Source organism: Proteiniphilum sp. (assembly GCF_040307845.1).
GTDB lineage: Bacteria > Bacteroidota > Bacteroidia > Bacteroidales > Dysgonomonadaceae > Proteiniphilum.
Genome location: NZ_JAWRIS010000016.1, coordinates 116,211 through 135,427 on the forward strand (window position 1 = coordinate 116,211; position 19,217 = coordinate 135,427).

Below are 19,217 nucleotides of genomic sequence, written 5' to 3' on the forward strand. Positions count from 1 at the left end.
CGTTCTTCATCAGGTTAAATGTACTGAAAGCAGGTATGACAACCGATATGAAGCCGAAAGAGATGACAATAGCGACAATTACAACGAACTCTTTTAACAAATAAAATTCAATAAAGTTATGATTAAAGTAGGTATTAACGGATTTGGCCGCATCGGACGTTTGGTTTTCCGTGCCGCACAAAACAGGAATGATATCCAGATTGTGGGTATCAACGACTTGCTCGATGTTGATTACATCGCATATATGTTAAAATACGACACGATCCATGGTCAGTTTACCGGATCGGTCGACGTGAAAGACGGTAACTTAGTGGTAAACGGTAACACCGTCCGGGTATCTGCCGAAAGAAATCCGGCCGACCTGAAATGGGATGCCGTAGGCGCTGAATACGTAGTGGAATCTACCGGTTTGTTCCTTTCTAAAGACAAAGCACAAGGTCATATTGATGCCGGTGCTAAATATGTAGTGATGTCAGGTCCCTCTAAAGATGATACCCGGATGTATGTTTGCGGGGTAAACGAAAATACTTACACCAAAGGTGAACAGTTCGTTTCCAACGCTTCCTGCACTACCAATTGTCTGGCACCTGTCGCAAAAGTTTTGAACGATAAATTCGGCATCCTTGAAGCGTTGATGACTACCGTACACTCCACAACCGCTACTCAAAAAACGGTAGACGGTCCTTCAGCAAAAGACTGGAGAGGTGGACGCGCCGCATCAGCCAACATCATCCCTTCTTCCACCGGAGCTGCCAAAGCAGTAGGTAAGGTTATTCCCGAATTGAACGGCAAACTGACCGGTATGTCAATGCGCGTTCCTACCCTGAACGTTTCGGTTGTTGACTTGACCGCCCGTCTGGCAAAAGAAACTTCTTATGCGGAGATTTGCGCCGCCATGAAAGAAGCTTCTGAAGGCGAACTGAAAGGGATTCTCGGATATACCAACGAAGATGTGGTATCGAGCGACTTCATCGGTGATGCACGCACTTCTATCTTCGACGAAAAAGCAGGTATCCAATTGAGCCCGACTTTCGTGAAGGTAATCAGCTGGTATGACAATGAATGGGGTTATTCTAACAAAGTACTCGACCTCATTGCCCACATGGCAAAAGTAAACGGATAATTTACCGCTGTACTTATTATATAGAAAAAGCGCCTCCATTCGGAGACGCTTTTTTTGTTCAAATATATCCGGAATATACTTATTCCGGATGAATTGATTCTGTGGGACATACTTCTGCGCAAGAACCGCAGTCGGTACATACTTCCGGGTCAATGACATAAATATCGCCTTCCGATATAGCCTCAACAGGACATTCGTCAATGCATGTTCCACAGGCAATGCAAGTATCGTCAATTACGTAAGCCATAATAATAGTAAAAAATTAGTTATTGTAATTCATTTATATTGATACAAAGATAATCAGTTTTTTTCTAATACAAAAGATGTATAAGATATTGTCCGTTATTTAGACTCTGTATAAATTCCCACTATCATCCTATGCTTTTTATTTTAATAAAATAACCCTCATAACCTATTTGAGACACAATAACCAGTAAAGAAAAACGTTTAAATAACGCATGATAAAAAAAGCAATATATTTTCTTCTGTTGATTCTGGTTTCAGGGAATCTCCATGGTCAGCACCGTAAGTTGCAGCACCGTCCATATGCCGATCAACGCTTATTTCATCTGGGATTCACAGTCGGGTTACACACGCAAGACCTGATACTAACCCAATCAGGGTTTGTCAATGAAAACGGAGAGGTATGGTTTTCTGAAATCCCTGACTATTCGCCGGGTTTTGCGGTTGGCATCATCGGGGATATGTACCTCAACAGGTTCATGAATCTCCGGGCTATTCCTACTCTTTATCTGGGTGATAAAAAATTTGTATTCAAGGAACAATCATCAGGGGAAGAATTCACTACCCATCTTCGGAATAACTACATCTCACTGCCATTACACCTGAAAATTTCGGCCGACCGGATCAATAATTTTCGACCGTATGTTCTGGTGGGTGGATATGCAAGCCTGGAACTGGCTCCCACTAGGAATCGGGCCGTATTGTTAAAACCCTATGATGCAGGAATTGAGTTTGGGGTAGGATGTGATTTTTATCTGCCGCTTTTTAAACTGGCTCCGGAATTGAAGTTCAGTTTCGGGTTGGCTGATATCCTGGAAAAGGAAAGGGACGACCTGAAAGATGATGGGCTGCGCAAATATGCCAGTTCACTGTCGAAAGCCGTTCAACGGATGATCACGCTCAGTTTTCATTTTGAGTGACACAATCACCTCTTTCACTCTTCGGACTTCTGCCAATCCGGTCATTTCCGTCACTACAAACCGGGCAAGTGTTGGCCACTATTTCAGGTTTCGACTCCCCATCACAGCCGCATAAGTCTTTTTACCCCTGAAATAGAAATCAATCAGAATGCTCTTCCGGTATTGTACAGGAATAATTTCACAACTCATTTTCCGTAAATTCTCTTGCCGTACTGGTTTATAAGAAGGCCCCATCTTCAGGAAATCCCTATAAGCGTCTATCACGGCCCTTGCACTATGAAAGTTCCCTTTCAGCAGGAGGCGCAAACAAGCAAGAATGTCAAAGAAAAGCCGTATGGTAAACGTGGAATAAAATATCCGCCGAGGTATATTTTTGTAGATCATCAACAGGTTATTACGGAAGTTCAGGTACATCTTTTTAGGATTGTCCTGATTCAGCGATGCTCCTCCCACATGGTACACTATCGATGAGGGAATACACATTATTTTCCTACCCCGGGCATTCAAACGCCAGCATAAATCTATTTCTTCCATATGCGCAAAGAAACGACCATCCAACCCTCCCGCTTCAGCATACTCTTTCTTTCTGATACAAAGGCATGCTCCTGTCGCCCAGAAAACGGGTATCTCGGTATCATACTGGCCCCGATCTTCTTCCACCACCTCCAGTATCCTCCCTCTACAAAAGGGGTAGCCGTAACGATCGATAAATCCGCCCGACGCACCGGCATACTCAAACCGGTCTTTCTGTTTGTATGCACGTATTTTCGGCTGTACTGCCGCTACTTCGGGATGCTTATCCATATAAGATACCAGGGGCTTTACCCAATCCGGCGTAGTCTCTACATCGGAGTTAAGCAGTACGATGTATTCCGTATTCAATTGTTGCAATGCCTTATTATATCCCTCGGCAAAGCCATAATTCTTATCCAGCACAATCACCGGCAAATCGGGATAGTGGGTCCGGAGGAATTCCAATGAGTCATCACTTGAATTATTGTCAGCTACAACCACTTCACACTCTTCATTCGATGAATGATGCAGTACTGAAGGAAGAAACTGCTCCAACAATTTCCTTCCGTTCCAATTCAATATGACTACTGATGTTTTCAAAAATTACCAATTATAAATTACAAATTACAAATTACTACTTATCATACCTTTCGCTTCGCGCAATCTGCTATCGCTCGGCAAATGTAAGTAAACTTACTTTGCCCTCACTAACTCGAGACCCCCTTCCACTTAGGCACTTAGGCACCTGACCACTTAACCACTTTTCCACTTAACCACCTTTCTTGAATTTCCACCGGTTATGCGACCACAAGTAATAGGCCGGTTCCCTTATGATGGTCTCTTCCAGTTTCCTCACGTAGCGCTCCATGATACTGTTTTCAGCCTCTTGACTGGCGTCAGGCGTAATCAGAGAGAATTTGCCCGTATAATGACCTCTTTTGACCTTCTTTATATCCAGATAAACAACGGAATTTCCCAGTTTCCGGGCTATTTTCTCCATGCCGGTCTGCATGGGCGTCTGCTGATTCATGAAGGTGGTCCAGTACTTTTCCTGACGGGATTTTGGCCGTTGATCGGTAAGGAAACCGACAACCATTACTTTTCCTTCATTCTGATTGCGTATCATCTGCCGGATAACATTTTGCATATCAATGGGTACAGCACCGAAGTGACTTCTCGTTTTCAGGAAAAGGTGATTGAATGCGTCGGAGTGCAGTTTCTTGTAGACAAATCCCAATTCGGCATCTGTCTTTACAGTCAGCCCAATAGAAGTAACCCATTCCCAGTTGCAGTAATGGCCGAGGCTCATTATACAGGATTTACCGCTAGAAATCAATTGGTCGATCATCTCCGGATTTTCGAACTTCATCCGCTTCCGTGTCTCCTCATCACTAACACGAAGTGTCTTTATAGTCTCAACATAGTAGTCACAAAGATGATGATAGAATTTTCTCTCAATTTCTCCTATACTCTTTATAGATTTCTCCGGAAAAGCATTTTGCAGATTTTTCCTTACGATTTTCCTCCTGTACCTTATCACGTAATACGCAAACAGGTAGAGGATATCGGAAAGGATGTAGAGCACCCTGAACGGTAGCAGTGCATGCAAATAGGTCACCGCATACAACAGTGTAACTCCGATCCCCTTTTTACTTCCTTCGTCTTCCATTAAATAACCGCTTTCATTGCCATTTCGTCCTCGTCATACGCACTTACTTCCACCTCAATGACCTTGTTCACAAGTGATGCATCGTAATCGGCATATAATTTCAGATAATTTTCGGTGAATCCATGCATTTTCTTTCCCCGTTTTGTGTGTTCGAACAACACCTTTTTCCGGCTTCCCTGTTGTGAGAGATAAAAATCCCGCAAGCGTTCGTCCGAAAGATCAAGCAATGTTTTACTGCGCCTATGTTTCGTCTTCGGATCCACCGCATAATCGATATGTAGGGCTGCCGTACCTGGACGTTCGGAATAAGTAAACACATGCAGTTGCGAGAAATCGATGGAGCGGATAAATTCTTCTCCCTCGGCAAAATAATCATCGGTCTCCCCCCGCACACCTACAATCACGTCTACTCCGATAAAAGCATGGGGAAGGATCTGTCTGATCTTTTCTACTTTGTGCCGGAACAACGCTGTGTCATACCGACGTTTCATCAACTTCAGTACGGCATCGCTTCCCGACTGCAACGGCATGTGAAAATGAGGTGCAAAACGATTCGATCCGGCTACGAAATCAATAATCTCATCCGACAGTAAGTTCGGTTCAATGGATGAGATACGGTAACGTTCCACTCCTTCCACCCTGTCCAGTGCTGTAATCAGATCCAGAAAAGTCTCTTGGGTGGTATGACCGAAATCGCCGATATTTACGCCGGTGAGGACGATCTCCTTGCCACCCTCCTCTACAACCTGCTCGGCCTGTCTTACCAGGTCGGCAATCGACCCGTTACGGCTTCTGCCCCTCGCAAAGGGAATAGTACAAAAGGAGCAGAAATAGTCACATCCATCCTGTACTTTCAAAAAGTAACGGGTACGGTCGTCTGCCGAAACAGAAGGAACGAACGAGCGGATACGGTGTGTCTTTGAGGTGACGACTTCTCCCTTCTCTTTTTTTGTCAGATCATCGAGATATTTCACCACATCGAGCTTTTGCTCAGCTCCCAATACTAAGTCGACCCCCTCAATACCGGCTACATCTTCCGGCTTCAACTGGGCGTAGCACCCTGTGACCACCACAAACGCCGACGGGTTTTCCTGAATCGCCTTCCTGATGGCCTGACGCCCTTTCTTATCAGCCAACTCGGTAACGGAACAAGTATTGATCACGCAAATATCGGCTTCCTGTCCCTTCCGGGCACGACGGACACCGGAATTCAATAACTGTCTTCCAATAGCAGATGTCTCCGCAAAGTTCAATTTGCAACCAAGCGTATAATAGGCTGCTGTCTTATTTTGAAAAATAGTTCTATCAATCATATCTGATTTGCCATTGTTACTGTATTTCTACCCGAAAAACAATCCCCTACAGGTACAGTCCGAATGACAATAAATTATACTATGAATAAATGAAACGACAAAATTACAACTTTACGGCTAATTTACAGCCTTTTTTTCTTTGATAATACAATTTTAGCGATTACTTTTGCACATATTTTGCAATAATGTGCAATCATGATTGAGCAAAACTTCATTAAAATATACGAAGAGAGTTTTAGAAAAAACTGGGATTTGCCTGCGCTGACCGACTACAAAGACGGCAATTCATATACGTATGGGCAACTCGCCCATGAGATTGCCAGGCTTCACCTTCTGTTTTCGGAATTAGGAATTGAAAAAGGTGACAAAATCTCGCTAATTGGCAAGAACCACACCTCCTGGTCCATTGTTTTTATGGCTACCGTCACATACGGAGCCGTTATTGTCCCCATCCTTCATGAATTCAATGGGGAGAGTATCGTACATATCATCGGTCATTCCGATTCAAAGCTGGTATTTGTCAGCGAAGCTATCTGGAAATCCATCGACAAGGATAATCTAAAGATGCCGGTATTCGAATTGTCCACTTTCTCTCTACTAAAAGACAATGATAAAAACAGCGCTGAAAAAAGCGCTGAAAAAGTTGCCAAACTCGAAGAACTTTTTCACCATACCTACTCGAACGGTTTCTCACGCGGGGATATCCGTTATGCGGACGTAAGCAACGAAGAAGTAGCATGTCTTAATTACACTTCCGGCACTACCGGATTTAGCAAAGGAGTAATGATTACCGGAAACAATTTTGCAGGGAATGTCACTTATGCCCATAAACTGAAGCTACTCTTTACCGGCGAGCGCATTCTGGCATTTTTACCCTTGGCACATGTATATGGTTGTGCATTCGATTTTCTCTATGCACTTTCTACGGGTGTCCACACCACGTTGCTGGGTATCCCCCCTACTCCCCAGAATCTTATGGTTGCCCTGGAAGAAGTGAAGCCGCACCTTATCATCACGGTACCTCTTGTCTTTGAAAAGATATACAAGAAACGGATCCTGCCGGTTATAGAGAAACCGGCCATGAAAATGCTCTTGAAAACACCCGTTGTCAATAAGCTCATACAGCAAACAATAAAGAGATCGCTGATAAAGGCATTGGGAGGAAAATTCAGGGAAGTGATCATCGGCGGTGCGGCTCTCAATACTGAGGTAGAAGCTTTCTTCCATAAGATAAAGTTTCCTTTCACCGTAGGTTATGGCATGACGGAATGCGCCCCGCTTATTTCTTACGATCACCATTACGATTTCGTACCCACATCTTGCGGTTCGGTATTGGACGAGATCATGGAAGCACGTATTGATTCGTCCGATCCTGAAAATGTACCGGGTGAAATTCAGGTCAGGGGAGAAAATGTGATGAAAGGCTATTACAAGAATCCCGAAGCGACAGCAGCCGCTTTTACCACCGACGGCTGGCTCAAGACCGGCGACCAGGGTATCATGAGGGGAAGGCGGCTTTTTATCAAAGGAAGGATCAAAACCATGATTCTCTCATCCAACGGACAGAATATTTATCCCGAAGAAATTGAATCGCGACTGAACAACCTCCCCTATATCGCTGAAAGTTTAGTCGTAATGCGCAATACAAAACTTGTCGCATTCGTCTATCCCGATATTCCCGCCCTTAAAGAGGACAATATACCGGATGAAAAAATCAAAGAAATCATGGAAGGGAATAGGGAAATACTCAATCAATCCGTAGCCCAGTACGAAAGAATCTCTGTTATAGAAATGATGGAAACAGAGTTTGAAAAAACCCCCAAGAAAACCATTAAACGCTTCCTTTATGAATGAAAAACGGTTAGAAAATTATCTCTCCGTTTCAGATCATTAAGACTGACAATCGTTTAATATTATTTAACTATAATTTTTGGATGAAACATGTTATAGAACATGTTTTTGATATAATTTTGTATCGTTTTTGATAAAGCATATTATTTATCGTTTAAAACCAATAAAAATGAAAAAGGTAATTTTATTAGTTGCTACTATCGCAACTTTGGGTTTCATTTCTTGCAACAATGCTCAAAAAAATGCTGAAAAAGCAACGCAAGACAGTATCGCTGAAGCAGCCAGATTAGACAGCATTGCCAAAGTTCAGGCTGACAGCATCCGTGCAGCCATCGAAGCAGCTGAAGCAGCCGCCGCCGATACCCTGGAACAGGTGATTGAAGAAGTTGCTCCTGCCGTAAAGTAACCAGGGAGTAAACTTAAAATTGAAGTGCGGCCACCCCAAAAGGGTGGCTTTCTTATTTGATATTCTGCCAAAAATAGTAACTTTGCTTGTCGGTTCCCGAAAGATACGGAGAATAATCGAGGAGGATATGCAATCAGCCCTATCCATATAATACAGTTATAACAAAAGCAGCCAATGAGAAAGATTCTTTTTACCGCTTTGTGGGTATCTCTCATATCACTCTCAGGGTGTAATCAGAGAGCCAATACCTATTTCGAAAAGAAATTGACTTTCCCCGATTTGCTTATTTCCGACCAGAAAGTCAAACTCTCGGCATACGTCGTTCCTACAAGGGACCAGTATGAATGGCAGCGTATGGAACTGGCCGCGTTTATTCATTTTGGCATGAACACCTTTACCGGAAAAGAACGGGGAGATGGCACCGAAGATCCGGCACTGTTCAATCCCACTGATTTCGATGCCGAACAATGGATCTCCCCCCTACAGGAAGCAGGGTTTAAAATGATCATTCTCACGGCGAAGCATCACGATGGTTTTTGTCTTTGGCCGACCAAAACCACCTCTCATTCCATTGCTTCCTCACCCTGGAGAAACGGTCTGGGGGATGTAGTAAGAGAAGTGAAGGAAGCATGTGACCGTCACAACATGAAATTCGGCATTTATCTTTCACCATGGGACAGGAATGCCGAAAGTTATGGCGATCAACGCTATAATACTGTGTTCGCACAACAATTAACAGAACTGCTTACTAATTACGGTGAGATCCACGAAGTATGGTTCGACGGTGCACATGGCGACGAACATGATAGTAAAGTACAAAGATATGACTGGCTACATTTCTACCAGGTGATTGACAGTCTCCAACCCGGGGCGGTAAAAGCTATTATGGGTAATGATGTGCGCTGGGTGGGCAATGAAGACGGATCAGGAAGGGAAACAGAATGGAGTACCACTCCCCTACAGCCGGACATCAGCGACATCATCATTAATGAAAATATACGGTTGGGTATCTCTCCCACGGCAGAAGATTTAGGTAGCCGCGACCTTATCGCCGAAGCAAAAACGATCCACTGGTATCCTTCCGAAGTAGATGTATCCATCCGGCCGGGCTGGTTCTATCACCCCGAAGAGGATCAAGCAGTAAAAACATTACCGGAATTGGTAGATATCTACTTCCGGTCCGTCGGAATGAACTCGGTACTTTTATTGAATATCCCTCCCGATAAGCGGGGCAGACTGCACGAAACAGATACAGAACGCCTTAGAGAATTCGGCAGATATATCACCCAGGCTTTTGAGAACGAAAAAATCACCAATGGCGATATGGAATGGAAAGCCCGGGCCGGAGAAAGCAGGGAATACAATATGATACCGGATGAAACAATCAATACGGTGATGCTGCAGGAAGACATCCTTAAAGGGCAACGAGTGGAAGAGTTTATCGTGGAGGGATGGATAAATAACGAATGGATAGAACTGGCCCGGGGTACTACTATCGGCTATAAACGACTACTCAGGTTCGATGATGTTGTCGTTCCAAAACTACGGATCACTATTACAGGGACACGGGATATCGCCAATATCTCCAAGGTGGGGGCCTATCATGCTCCACATCTGGACGAGAATGTGGATGCTCATCCCGATGCTAGGGTATCAGATTGAATGAGATTGATGAAAATTGAAATAGATTGATAAAATAATAATTATGCGAAATTTAATATGGTTACTTTTTCTCTCCGCTTCTTTACTGGCAGAGGGCCAAAATATGGGAGACCTGTTCAAGTCGATGCCGTCGGAACTCCTTCCCGGCCTGTCGGAAGGCAATAAAACCATGCTGTTGGTCGATTCAGGGCAAACAACCGTTCCTTACGCGCTGGGTGAAATCAAAAAACTGGCGCAAAGCAGCGATTACCTGAAGATAAAAACATCGGATGTCGGTACGACCCAATTAAAGTTGCTTCCTGTGGCAAATGATTCCTCAATTGTATGCATCATCAAAACCGTCTGTGCGGAAGCCTGTGACAGTCACATTTCTTTCTATACAACAGCATGGGAAAAAATTGAAACCAATACCTTTCTTCCCGAAATTTCTTCAGAAATTTTCTTCGATTCTTCCAAAAAAGAGATGGAAAATTATAAATATACCGTATCTTTGCACCACATTTATCCGATCTCGGCCGCGTTCAGTGAAAATGGAAGCGATTTAACGCTGACATTCAATTACAAAACGCTTTTGACCCAGGATCGGATAACAGAAATAAAACCTTTTCTGAAGAGCGACACCATCACGTTGAAATGGGAAGACGCTATGTTCAGGCAATAAGGTTCATCCTGCGCCCGTAGTTCAATGGATAGAATATCGGATTCCGGTTCCGACGATGTGGGTTCGATTCCCGCCGGGCGTACTAAAAACCGCTGTAAATCAATTGATTTACAGCGGTTTTTCTTTTTATGAGACGCCAAAGAAAAGGAGAGATAAGATTTAAGCAACTTTGACCATAAATCACTCTAAAATAAAGTCATGCGACAATTATCATAAAAGAATATTATCGTATTTCTATAATATAGAGTACAACCTCGGAAAACTCAAACAAGTTTGGTTTTTCGCTCGGCTTTCACTATATTTGCGCCGAAAAGGAGAAAATAATTATGGCTAAAATATACAAGGCGGAAGATGTTTTTAAACCACTGACAAACGAACAGAAAAAAATTGCCGACCAGAATTTCAGAAGGGCCGGCAGCCTGAAAGGTAAAATAAAAATCGCAAAAGGCGATGTTTTCAATCTGAAAGCAAATTAATGGAACGTTTTTTGTTAGATACGCATATTCTTATTTGGTTTTTAGATGAAGATACAAAACTGAACAAGCATATACGTGAAGGTATTTCTTATTTCCAAAACGATTACTTTATCAGTATTGAAGCATTGCACGAAATTATTACATTGCGAACTGTGGGAAAAATAGACCTACAACTCGATCTGATGCAAATAACCCAAATTCTGAAAAATCATAACATCAAAATTTTACCCATAGAACTCTTTCATTTAAAAACTCTCGAACACTTATCCATACCAGTTATCAATGGGAAAAGACATCTTGACCCTTCGGACAGAATGATGATTGCCCAAGTTACACCGATAGAATACAAACAATCATTCAAATAATATTTATGTCATATTGCAGCTATATAGAAACATTGGGAGGCGGCAAGAAAGAGTTGCACAAAAATTATCACGATAAACTTTACGGCTTTCCAATTCACGACGATAACGAATTGTTTGGCAGGTTGATTTTAGAAATTAACCAGGCAGGTTTGAGTTGGGAAACAATTTTGAAAAAGGAGCAGTCATTTAGAAAGGCATACAGCAATTTCAATATTAAAAAAATTGCAGGATATACCGAAACAGACAAGGAACGGCTTTTGGCAGATGCAGGTATCATCCGTAATAAGTTGAAAATTAATGCAGCCATAAAAAATGCTAAAACAATTCTTACACTCCAAAAGGAATACGGTTCTTTTGAGAAATGGTTAGAGCACCATCACCCAAAACCAAAAGACGAATGGGTGAAGTTGTTCAAAAAAACATTTCTCTTTACAGGAGGCGAAATTGTAAACGAATTTTTAATGAGCATCGGTTATTTACGCGGAGCACACTCCGAAGATTGTCCTGTATACAAAGAGATTCTAAAGCAAAACCCAATGTGGGCAAGTCAGAAATAAAATCATCCCCCCGATTTCATGTTTGAAAAATAAAGTGAGTTTAATAATTTATTGTTCATCAGAGTTTTATCAGTTATCGCCCTAATATTGTTTTGTTGAAGGGTCTGTCTCCATTCCTCTTCAATCTCCAACAAGTAAACGTCGCTTATCCCGTTGCTCTTCAAAATCTGCATCCTGTAGTCACCATGTATGTTGCAGGGTTTGAGTGACTCAACACCCATAACCTGGTTATTCTGGATATGGAAGACAAGGATTTCGATATCCCTATCATGGAAGGCACCCAAGCGATCTTTTTCAAAAAATATTGCAATTTTCATCGTTTCAATATTTCAGAAAGCGTTGTAGAAATCTCTATTACCTTGTTTTTTTATAATTCAATACAGCCCATACATTTAAAAGTATCGCAAAACCGGACATGATAACAAAATAGTATTGGATGTCCTTAAAACCGCTACCTTTTAGCACAATCATTCGCATCACCTTGATGAAATAGGTAATCGGACTGAACTGCGTGAGAGTAGCGGCCCATTTGGGCATACTCTCGATGGGTGTAAACAATCCGCTCATCAGGGCGAATATCATCATGAAGAAAAATGCAACCGACATGGCCTGTTGCTGTGTTTGTGAGTAAGTCGATATCAGCAATCCAAGCCCGAGAACGGCAACCAAGTACAACGACAGGTAGCCGTAGAGCAGAAGCAGGTTTCCTATCGGCACAATTCCATACACCAACCACCCTATGCCGAACAGTCCGACGGTGAAAATAAACATGCCGATAACCCAGAAGGGTATCAATTTCCCCAAGATGAACAGGTGCTTTTTGATAGGAGTGACATTAATCTGTTCAATAGTTCCTATTTCGCTTTCCCTCACCACATTGAGCGAGCTCATGTAGGCACCTATCATCGATACCAACAAGACAAGGATACCAGGTACCATGAAGAAACGATAATTCATCAAGGGATTGAACCAGTTAGAAGAGGCGACATCTATCGTAGGCAGCGGCGTATACCTCGGCATTTGAACCTGCTGCATACGAATCTCGGAATTAAATTCCGCTATGATCCTATTGAGGTAACTCCCGCCCAAACTCCCTTTCATTCCGTTGATGGCATTGATGGCAATAAAAAGCTCCTGACTGCCTTCGCGGATGAGGTTCTCCTCAAAACCGTCGGAAATTTCCAAAATCAGGTCGGATTGGTCGCTTTCGATATATTTGAACGCATCATCGAAACTTTCAGGATAATCAATCATCCTGAAATATCCGGAAGCAATGATTTTAGATGTCAGTTGTTGAGAATAGCCCGACCGGTCGTAATCGACTACCGTGATGTTGATGTTCTTGATTTCAAAATCAGCTGCTAACGGCAATACCAACAACTGCATGATGGGAGCCGCAAATAGCATTGCCAACAGCGGCTTGTTGCGGAATATCTGACGAAATTCCTTGTACAGTAAAAATTTCAATGTTCTCATTTTTCCATTTTTTTATGAATCAAAACATGTATCCGAATTCTTACGCCAGCCTGATCCTGAATTTACGGATATTGACAACAGTGAGCACCACAACCATCACCACGAGGATCAGCGTCTCCTTCCAGATTGCACTGAATCCCAATCCCTTAATCATGATCGCCTTGATGATGATGTAATACCATTTGGCGGGACTGATATGAGAAAACAACTGAAGCGCATAAGGCATGTTTTCCAATGGAAACATAAACCCCGTGAGCAGGATGGAGGGAACCATCATTCCCATCAGCGAAATCATCATGGCTACCTGTTGCGATGCGGTAAGGTTCGAGATGAGTAGTCCAAGAGACAACGCAACAACGATAAACAGCGTGCTGATGGCATACAGTAGCCACAGACTTCCGTTCACCGGCAAGTGTAAAACGTAGATGCTGAGCAACAATATCACAGTAAGGTTCACCAACGAAAGCAGGAGATAAGGAACGGCTTTGGAAACAAGTACCATAAATGCGTTGAAAGGTGAAACCAATAGCACTTCCATGGTGCCGTTCTCCTTTTCCTTCACAATAGATACGGAAGTCATCAACACGCAAATCAGCAACAGGATCAGCGACATCACGCCGGGAACAAAATTCACCACCGATTTCAATTCGGGGTTGTAGAGCATCCTGATTTCGGAATCGATCCTGAGCGGCATATCCTGCAGCTGCATCAACTCTTTCTGATAATCCATGATGATGATATTGGCATAGTTGACTAACGTGGTTGCGGTATTGGGGTCCGACGCGTCAGAAATGAGCTGGACCTGTGCACTGTTGTTATGCAACAGATCATTATTGAAGTTGGAGGGAAACACGACTGCCAACTTCACCTCTCCCTTTTTAAACTCCTCCTCAATTTGCTCATGACTTATCAGCGACTGCTGCACGTTGAACTGATTGCTCGCCTGAAACTTGCCGATGATCTGCCGGGTGGCATCATCCTTGGAATAGTCGCAAATGACGATGTTGGCATTTTTAATTTCATTGGTTACCGCAAATCCAAAAAGCACGATCATAACCACAGGTAGCCCAAAGAGCATCAATAGTGTTTTGCTATCCCTGAACACATGCAAAAACTCCTTCTTGACAAAAGCGGTAAACTGATTATTGGGTCGTTTGATTGCCATTATAGTTGTTTTTTAACTCATTCATTCTTCTATTCCGATCTTTTTGCTCCTCTTGCCAATTCGTAAAAGACGTCGTCCATCGACTCAGCCGAAAATTGCTCTTTCAGTGATACAGGCGAATCAAGTGCCTTTATTTCACCATCCACCATCATCGATATACGATCGCAATATTCAGCCTCGTCCATATAATGAGTGGTAACGAAAGGCGTTATTCCCCTGTCCGAAGCATCGTATATCAAGTCCCAGAATTGGCGGCGCGTCACCGGGTCCACACCTCCGGTGGGTTCATCTAAAAAAACGATTTTGGGCTCATGGATAATTGCCACCGAAAAAGCAAGTTTTTGTTTCCAACCCAATGGGAGCGATCCTACCATTTTTTTTGCTTCTCGCTGCAAACCTAAGGTTTCAACCAATTCTGCACTTTTCTCCTTGATTTGCTTATCGGTCAATCCATAAATTCCACCGAAGAAATAGATATTTTCCAAAACGGTTAAATCCTCGTAAAGTGAAAACTTCTGGCTCATATATCCGATATTTTTCTTGATCTCCTCGGTCTGCTTGTACACATCGAATCCGGCCACCGTGGCATCGCCCGAAGTGGGAATCGAGAGTCCACACAGCATACGCATTCCCGTAGTCTTGCCTGCGCCATTGGCACCGAGGAATCCAAATATCTCACCCTTATACACATCGAAAGTGAGTGAATCGGCAGCAGTGAAATTGCCGAACTTCTTGGTGAGTTTGTTGGAGATAATCACCTTTTCCCTCTGGTCGCTCAAAACTGCATCTATTATCGTGTTCATCTTCATTGCGTTGTTTTGGTGTTATTCCTGTCTCCCATCAGGGCGATGAAGCAATCCTCGATGGTCGGCTCCACTTCCTTGATTTCAATCCTCTCATGTTTCAACTGTTGTAAGAATTGCACCAACCGTTCGACCTGCTGTTGTTCGGCCGACTTGCCATTCCATTCGCCTTCCGCACTTTTATGAAAAGTAATATGGTGGAACTCGCCAAAGGCGTTGCAACTTTTAATTTCATCCATCCCGCGCAAGTCGTTCAACAATTTGCTCATGTTTTCTGAGCGGATGGTAAAAAGTTTGTCCGAATAACTGTTGATAATCTTATCCGGTGTTTCTATCGACATGATTTCGCCGTTTTGTATCAATGCAATTCTTTCGCACATAGTGGCCTCATCCATATAGGCGGTGGAAACCAAAATAGTGATTCCCTGATGTTTTAATCTCTTGAGCATTTCCCAAAACTCCCTTCTCGAAACCACGTCAACACCGGTTGTAGGTTCGTCAAGGAACAACACGGTAGGCCTGTGGATCAATGCGCAACAGAGCGCCAGTTTCTGTTTCATCCCACCGGACAGTTTTCCCGCCTTGCGATGCTTGAAAGGCTCCAGTTGCACGTAAATATCCCTGATGAGATCATAGTTCTCCTCCACAGTCGTATTAAACAGCGTTGCGAAGAAGTGCAGGTTTTCCTCCACCGACAAATCCTGGTATAACGAAAACTTACCGGGCATATATCCCACAACGCTTCTTATCGTCTTGATATCCTGCTGTACGTTCATTCCGTTGACGAACGCCGAGCCGCTGTCGGGTAACAATAAGGTAGTCAGTATCCTGAAGATGGAGGTTTTGCCGGCACCGTCGGGACCAATCAACCCGAAAAGTTCGCCTTTTTCCACTTCAAAAGAGACATCTTTCACCGCCTGCACACTACCGTTGTTGTAGCTCTTATAGATATTATTCAATACTACGTCCGCCATCTCATCTGAATTTTATTTCGCCATACATACCTATTTTGTATAGGCCGTCATTTTTCACTTTCACCTTGACGGCATACACCAGATTGGCCCTTTCATTTTTCGTCTGAATGGTTTTGGGTGTGAACTCCGCCTTGTCGCTAATCCATGTCACCGTTCCTTGAGCCACGTTGTAACCCCCTTTTCCGTCATCAGTCATCACATCCACGGTTTGGTTCAGCTTCACTTCAGCCAATTGGTCACCGCTCACATATACCCTGAGGATAATATTTGAGATATCGGCTATCTTGTAAAGCGGCTTTCCCATTGCGGTCATTTCATTCTCCTTGGCATATTTCACCAACACGGTCCCCGGTGTCGGATTAATGACTGTACATTTGTCTAACTGGTCGGCAAGTTGCTCAATCTGCACCTGTATAGGGACTATCTCTTTGTTGATGCTCTCGCTCGAAATATTGAGTGTGGATTTGTGCGCTTCAATCTGGCTTCTCAGCACATCGATCTGCGCATTGGCATCGTCCAGTTGCTTGGGTGTGGCTGCATCGCCCCTGACCAAGTTTGCAACCCGTTCCCTTTCAACTTCTGCCGCTTTGAGCTGATCCTGCAAAGCGGAAAGTTGTAGCGATATGTTGGGCTTTTTGCCCAACATAGCCACAATTTGTGCTTCCAATTGTTTCTTCTTCAGGTACAGTTGCGTGCTGTCGATGTATCCTATTTTCTGCCCGGCAGCCAATACCTCTCCTTCCTCTATGGTAAACTCCTTGAGGATTCCTTGCGCTTCGGCAGAGATGATATACTCGTCGGCCTCAAAAGAACCGGATGAGTCGAAACCGTTGTGACTGCTATTGCAGGAAATCAATACTGTCATAAGCAAAGTTGCCATTGCGGATGTAATTGTCGTTTTTTTCATTTTCTTTCGTTATTGAGCACAAGTGATAGAGGACCACTCGTTGTTATTTTATTGTTTTTTGCACACTATTATCCACTAATTCCCTAAGGTTGTCTTCAGATTGTGCTTGGCCGACAACCGTTCTATCTCGTGATAAATGAGATTTTGCTTGGCCTGATCCTCGGCGTTGATGTAGGTGAGATAATCGTTGGTGGTAACTGTGCCATATTCCAGTTGGTTTTGGGCGGTAAGGCGGATGTTTTCCCGCAGATTGATGATCTTCCGGTCCGTCTCAATGATCTCGTACAACTTTTCTATTTCGTTGTTTTGCCGTGTTACATCAAGTTCCAAGTTGAACAGGAAGAGATCCTTCTGCACATCAATGGTGTTTTGGTTGTTCAAGAGCAACCTCTTCTCCTTCTTATGGGTATAGAGGTTGGAAATGTTCCATGTAAGCCGTACCCCTCCCACATAGTAATAGTCAAAATCGTTTGCCAGCATGTTCAGCGCGGGCTTTCCGTAGCCGCCTTGTGCAAAGAGGTGCAAACGAGGTATGATGCCGGCGTCAAGCAGTTTCCCTTTAGATTGGACGGCACGCTTTTGCGAATCGAACATTTGTAATTCCGGCCTGTGGATGCCCAATAACAATACCGTCTCTAAAGGCTTTTCCAACCGTGTGCCCTCATTCACATCCCGGTTGATAAATAAGGAAAGCATTTCAGAAAAGCTTTTTCGCATGGCATGCATTTCAATCGTCCTTTGTTCTGTTTTCAGCAGTTCGGCCTTGAGCATATCCGCACTGCTTCTGAGCGCAACACCATTGGCGATGGCCGTCCGGTTTTTCTCGATGGCCGACTGGATATCCTTCTTCATGATTTCCACCTGAATAATCTGGGCATCCATCAAAAGGATTCCGAAATAGAGCTGGTTGATTCTTTCCTTGATTTTATACAATTCGACATCGGTCTGATTCCTTTCAACGTCAGTTTCGGATTCTATTATCTCCTTCTTGTATTTTATGGTTGTAAAAATATCGGTTATCGGCTGCACCAATTCTCCTTGAATCCTATACTGATCCTTGCTCAACGTCGGCACATCGGTATCCGGCAAAGAAAACGGCATCTTGGTGACATCCGACTGATAAGTGGCTTGTCCCGAGATCGTTAATTGCGGCAGAAAGCCTTTCGAGGCATTCGAGATGGAATATTCCCGGCTCTTCTCGATCAGTTCATATTGTTTGACTAACGGGTAATTGCTTTCCGCCAATGCGTAGCATTCGTCCAGCGTCAGGGATTGACCACTGACGGATGCAAAAAAAAGCATGGCAGACAAAATTGTGAATGTAACTTTCTTAATCATATTATTTATATTATTGCTTTATACTACTAATTTATATTTTTGATTTAATTTTTTGATTAAATCGAGGGTAAAAAAAACACTACAACTTTAAAATGGCTTTTGCCCAAGTAATTATATAGTTTTTCCTCTCGATCATCTGTTGCCTGAACTTTTGTTCGTCAGTATAAAAAACGGGCTTGGAGACGAATGGAAACAATATCATCCCGAAAAGTGATATCACAAACTGGAGCGGTTCTACCTCAGGAATGACTTCCCTAATCTGACTAATGAAGTGCGAAGCGTTGAAAAGCATATCAACTTGCACCCTTCCTTTAAAACTATCCGGATCCACTTTTATCTCGTTGAATATAAAAAGAGGTAGCTCTGGACTTTCTATCAAGAGGTCGATATAGTTGTCCGTTAGCAGTTCAATTTTTTCCATAATAGTACTATCAAAATCATTTACGATGGGTAGTATCACGCTAAAAAACTTCCTAGAATTTTCAGCCATCACTATTTCAAACAGTTTTTCTTTGCTCCTGAAGTAATAATTGAGCAACGCCATATTCAGTCCGGCTTCTTCGGCAATATCACGGTTTCGCGTGGCCGCATAGCCCTTTTGGCTAAACACCTTGCCAGCAGCTTCAATAATCTTTTCCTCTGTCGTTTGATTCTTCATTTTTTTCAGTTTTCGAGTGATTACGGTGCAAATATATAACACGATTCATGGAAAACCAAATATTTTAATCGATATTTTTATATTTTTGATTAAAACATATTTTTACATATATGGCATTATCTCACTATCATTTTTTT

Annotated in this window: 21 protein-coding genes and 1 tRNA gene; 10 read left to right on the forward strand and 12 right to left on the reverse strand. The window is 43.1% G+C overall.

From position 1 onward, the window contains the following. Nucleotides 1-118: 118 nt before the first annotated feature. On the forward strand, nt 119-1,123 hold the full coding sequence (gene gap / locus ABV001_RS03695) for a type I glyceraldehyde-3-phosphate dehydrogenase (RefSeq protein ID WP_352421577.1): 1,005 nt from the start codon (nt 119-121) through the stop codon (nt 1,121-1,123). Between the two features lie 79 nt (nt 1,124-1,202). Here the strand turns inward: gap and fdxA are convergent, their stop codons facing one another. Then, nucleotides 1,203-1,370, reverse strand: coding sequence for a 4Fe-4S ferredoxin (gene fdxA, locus ABV001_RS03700; RefSeq protein WP_323423281.1), 168 nt, complete (start codon nt 1,368-1,370; stop codon nt 1,203-1,205). A gap of 211 nt (nt 1,371-1,581) precedes the next feature. On the opposite strand from fdxA, the gene porT reads away from it, so the two are divergent. Beyond that, a complete protein-coding gene (gene porT, locus ABV001_RS03705; protein WP_352421578.1) occupies nt 1,582-2,286 on the forward strand; it encodes a type IX secretion/gliding motility protein PorT/SprT in 705 nt (234 codons plus the stop codon). A 78-nt stretch (nt 2,287-2,364) separates the two neighbouring features. Here porT and ABV001_RS03710 read toward each other — a convergent pair whose 3' ends face one another. The 3 genes from ABV001_RS03710 to mtaB form a co-directional block, all read right to left on the reverse strand. After that, entirely contained in the window at nt 2,365-3,399 is a 1,035-nt protein-coding gene (locus ABV001_RS03710; protein WP_352421579.1) for a glycosyltransferase family 2 protein, read from the reverse strand. 169 nt (nt 3,400-3,568) lie between these two features. Beyond that, nucleotides 3,569-4,468: a lysophospholipid acyltransferase family protein gene (locus ABV001_RS03715; RefSeq protein ID WP_352421580.1), complete on the reverse strand. Its 900-nt coding sequence runs from the start codon at nt 4,466-4,468 to the stop codon at nt 3,569-3,571. Continuing rightward, a complete protein-coding gene (mtaB, locus tag ABV001_RS03720; RefSeq protein ID WP_352421581.1) occupies nt 4,468-5,781 on the reverse strand; it encodes a tRNA (N(6)-L-threonylcarbamoyladenosine(37)-C(2))-methylthiotransferase MtaB in 1,314 nt (437 codons plus the stop codon). The genes ABV001_RS03715 and mtaB overlap by 1 nt, the downstream gene beginning before the upstream one ends. A gap of 195 nt (nt 5,782-5,976) precedes the next feature. Here mtaB and ABV001_RS03725 point away from each other — a divergent pair, with 195 nt between their 5' ends. From ABV001_RS03725 to ABV001_RS03760, 8 genes are all read left to right on the forward strand, one after another. Continuing rightward, the gene (locus tag ABV001_RS03725) at nt 5,977-7,635 is read left to right on the forward strand and encodes an AMP-binding protein (protein WP_352421582.1); all 1,659 of its coding nucleotides are present in this window, start codon (nt 5,977-5,979) and stop codon (nt 7,633-7,635) included. A gap of 166 nt (nt 7,636-7,801) precedes the next feature. Next, nucleotides 7,802-8,038 carry a hypothetical protein gene (locus ABV001_RS03730; RefSeq protein ID WP_323423287.1) on the forward strand — a complete coding sequence of 79 codons (237 nt, stop codon included), beginning with the start codon at nt 7,802-7,804 and terminating at the stop codon, nt 8,036-8,038. Between the two features lie 174 nt (nt 8,039-8,212). Further along, nucleotides 8,213-9,700 (forward strand): alpha-L-fucosidase, encoded by a 1,488-nt coding sequence (locus ABV001_RS03735; RefSeq protein ID WP_502929835.1) that lies wholly within the window; start codon nt 8,213-8,215, stop codon nt 9,698-9,700. Between the two features lie 43 nt (nt 9,701-9,743). Beyond that, a complete protein-coding gene (locus ABV001_RS03740) occupies nt 9,744-10,361 on the forward strand; it encodes a DUF3256 family protein (RefSeq protein WP_352421583.1) in 618 nt (205 codons plus the stop codon). Between the two features lie 10 nt (nt 10,362-10,371). Continuing rightward, a tRNA-Arg gene (locus ABV001_RS03745) sits at nt 10,372-10,443 on the forward strand. Between the two features lie 244 nt (nt 10,444-10,687). Then, nucleotides 10,688-10,837 carry a hypothetical protein gene (locus tag ABV001_RS03750; RefSeq protein ID WP_352421584.1) on the forward strand — a complete coding sequence of 50 codons (150 nt, stop codon included), beginning with the start codon at nt 10,688-10,690 and terminating at the stop codon, nt 10,835-10,837. Next, entirely contained in the window at nt 10,837-11,202 is a 366-nt protein-coding gene (locus tag ABV001_RS03755; protein ID WP_352421585.1) for a type II toxin-antitoxin system VapC family toxin, read from the forward strand. The genes ABV001_RS03750 and ABV001_RS03755 overlap by 1 nt, the downstream gene beginning before the upstream one ends. 32 nt (nt 11,203-11,234) lie before the next feature. Beyond that, complete coding sequence (locus ABV001_RS03760) at nt 11,235-11,759, forward strand: DNA-3-methyladenine glycosylase I (RefSeq protein WP_352421586.1); 525 nt, start codon at nt 11,235-11,237, stop codon at nt 11,757-11,759. A 2-nt stretch (nt 11,760-11,761) separates the two neighbouring features. Here the strand turns inward: ABV001_RS03760 and ABV001_RS03765 are convergent, their stop codons facing one another. The 8 genes from ABV001_RS03765 to ABV001_RS03800 all read right to left on the reverse strand — a co-directional run bounded on the left by ABV001_RS03765 (nt 11,762) and on the right by ABV001_RS03800 (nt 19,080). Then, nucleotides 11,762-12,076 (reverse strand): hypothetical protein, encoded by a 315-nt coding sequence (locus ABV001_RS03765; RefSeq protein WP_352421587.1) that lies wholly within the window; start codon nt 12,074-12,076, stop codon nt 11,762-11,764. 37 nt (nt 12,077-12,113) lie between these two features. Beyond that, nucleotides 12,114-13,235 carry an ABC transporter permease gene (locus ABV001_RS03770; RefSeq protein WP_352421588.1) on the reverse strand — a complete coding sequence of 374 codons (1,122 nt, stop codon included), beginning with the start codon at nt 13,233-13,235 and terminating at the stop codon, nt 12,114-12,116. A 40-nt stretch (nt 13,236-13,275) separates the two neighbouring features. After that, entirely contained in the window at nt 13,276-14,400 is a 1,125-nt protein-coding gene (locus ABV001_RS03775) for an ABC transporter permease (RefSeq protein WP_352421589.1), read from the reverse strand. Nucleotides 14,401-14,429: 29 nt separating this feature from the next. Beyond that, complete coding sequence (locus ABV001_RS03780) at nt 14,430-15,203, reverse strand: ABC transporter ATP-binding protein (protein ID WP_352421590.1); 774 nt, start codon at nt 15,201-15,203, stop codon at nt 14,430-14,432. A gap of 2 nt (nt 15,204-15,205) precedes the next feature. Beyond that, the gene (locus ABV001_RS03785; RefSeq protein WP_352421591.1) at nt 15,206-16,177 is read right to left on the reverse strand and encodes an ABC transporter ATP-binding protein; all 972 of its coding nucleotides are present in this window, start codon (nt 16,175-16,177) and stop codon (nt 15,206-15,208) included. Nucleotide 16,178: 1 nt separating this feature from the next. After that, nucleotides 16,179-17,084 carry an HlyD family secretion protein gene (locus tag ABV001_RS03790; RefSeq protein WP_352421592.1) on the reverse strand — a complete coding sequence of 302 codons (906 nt, stop codon included), beginning with the start codon at nt 17,082-17,084 and terminating at the stop codon, nt 16,179-16,181. A gap of 75 nt (nt 17,085-17,159) precedes the next feature. Next, nucleotides 17,160-18,422: a TolC family protein gene (locus tag ABV001_RS03795; RefSeq protein ID WP_352421593.1), complete on the reverse strand. Its 1,263-nt coding sequence runs from the start codon at nt 18,420-18,422 to the stop codon at nt 17,160-17,162. A 79-nt stretch (nt 18,423-18,501) separates the two neighbouring features. Beyond that, nucleotides 18,502-19,080 (reverse strand): TetR/AcrR family transcriptional regulator, encoded by a 579-nt coding sequence (locus ABV001_RS03800; protein ID WP_352421594.1) that lies wholly within the window; start codon nt 19,078-19,080, stop codon nt 18,502-18,504. Between the last annotated feature and the right edge of the window lie 137 nt (nt 19,081-19,217).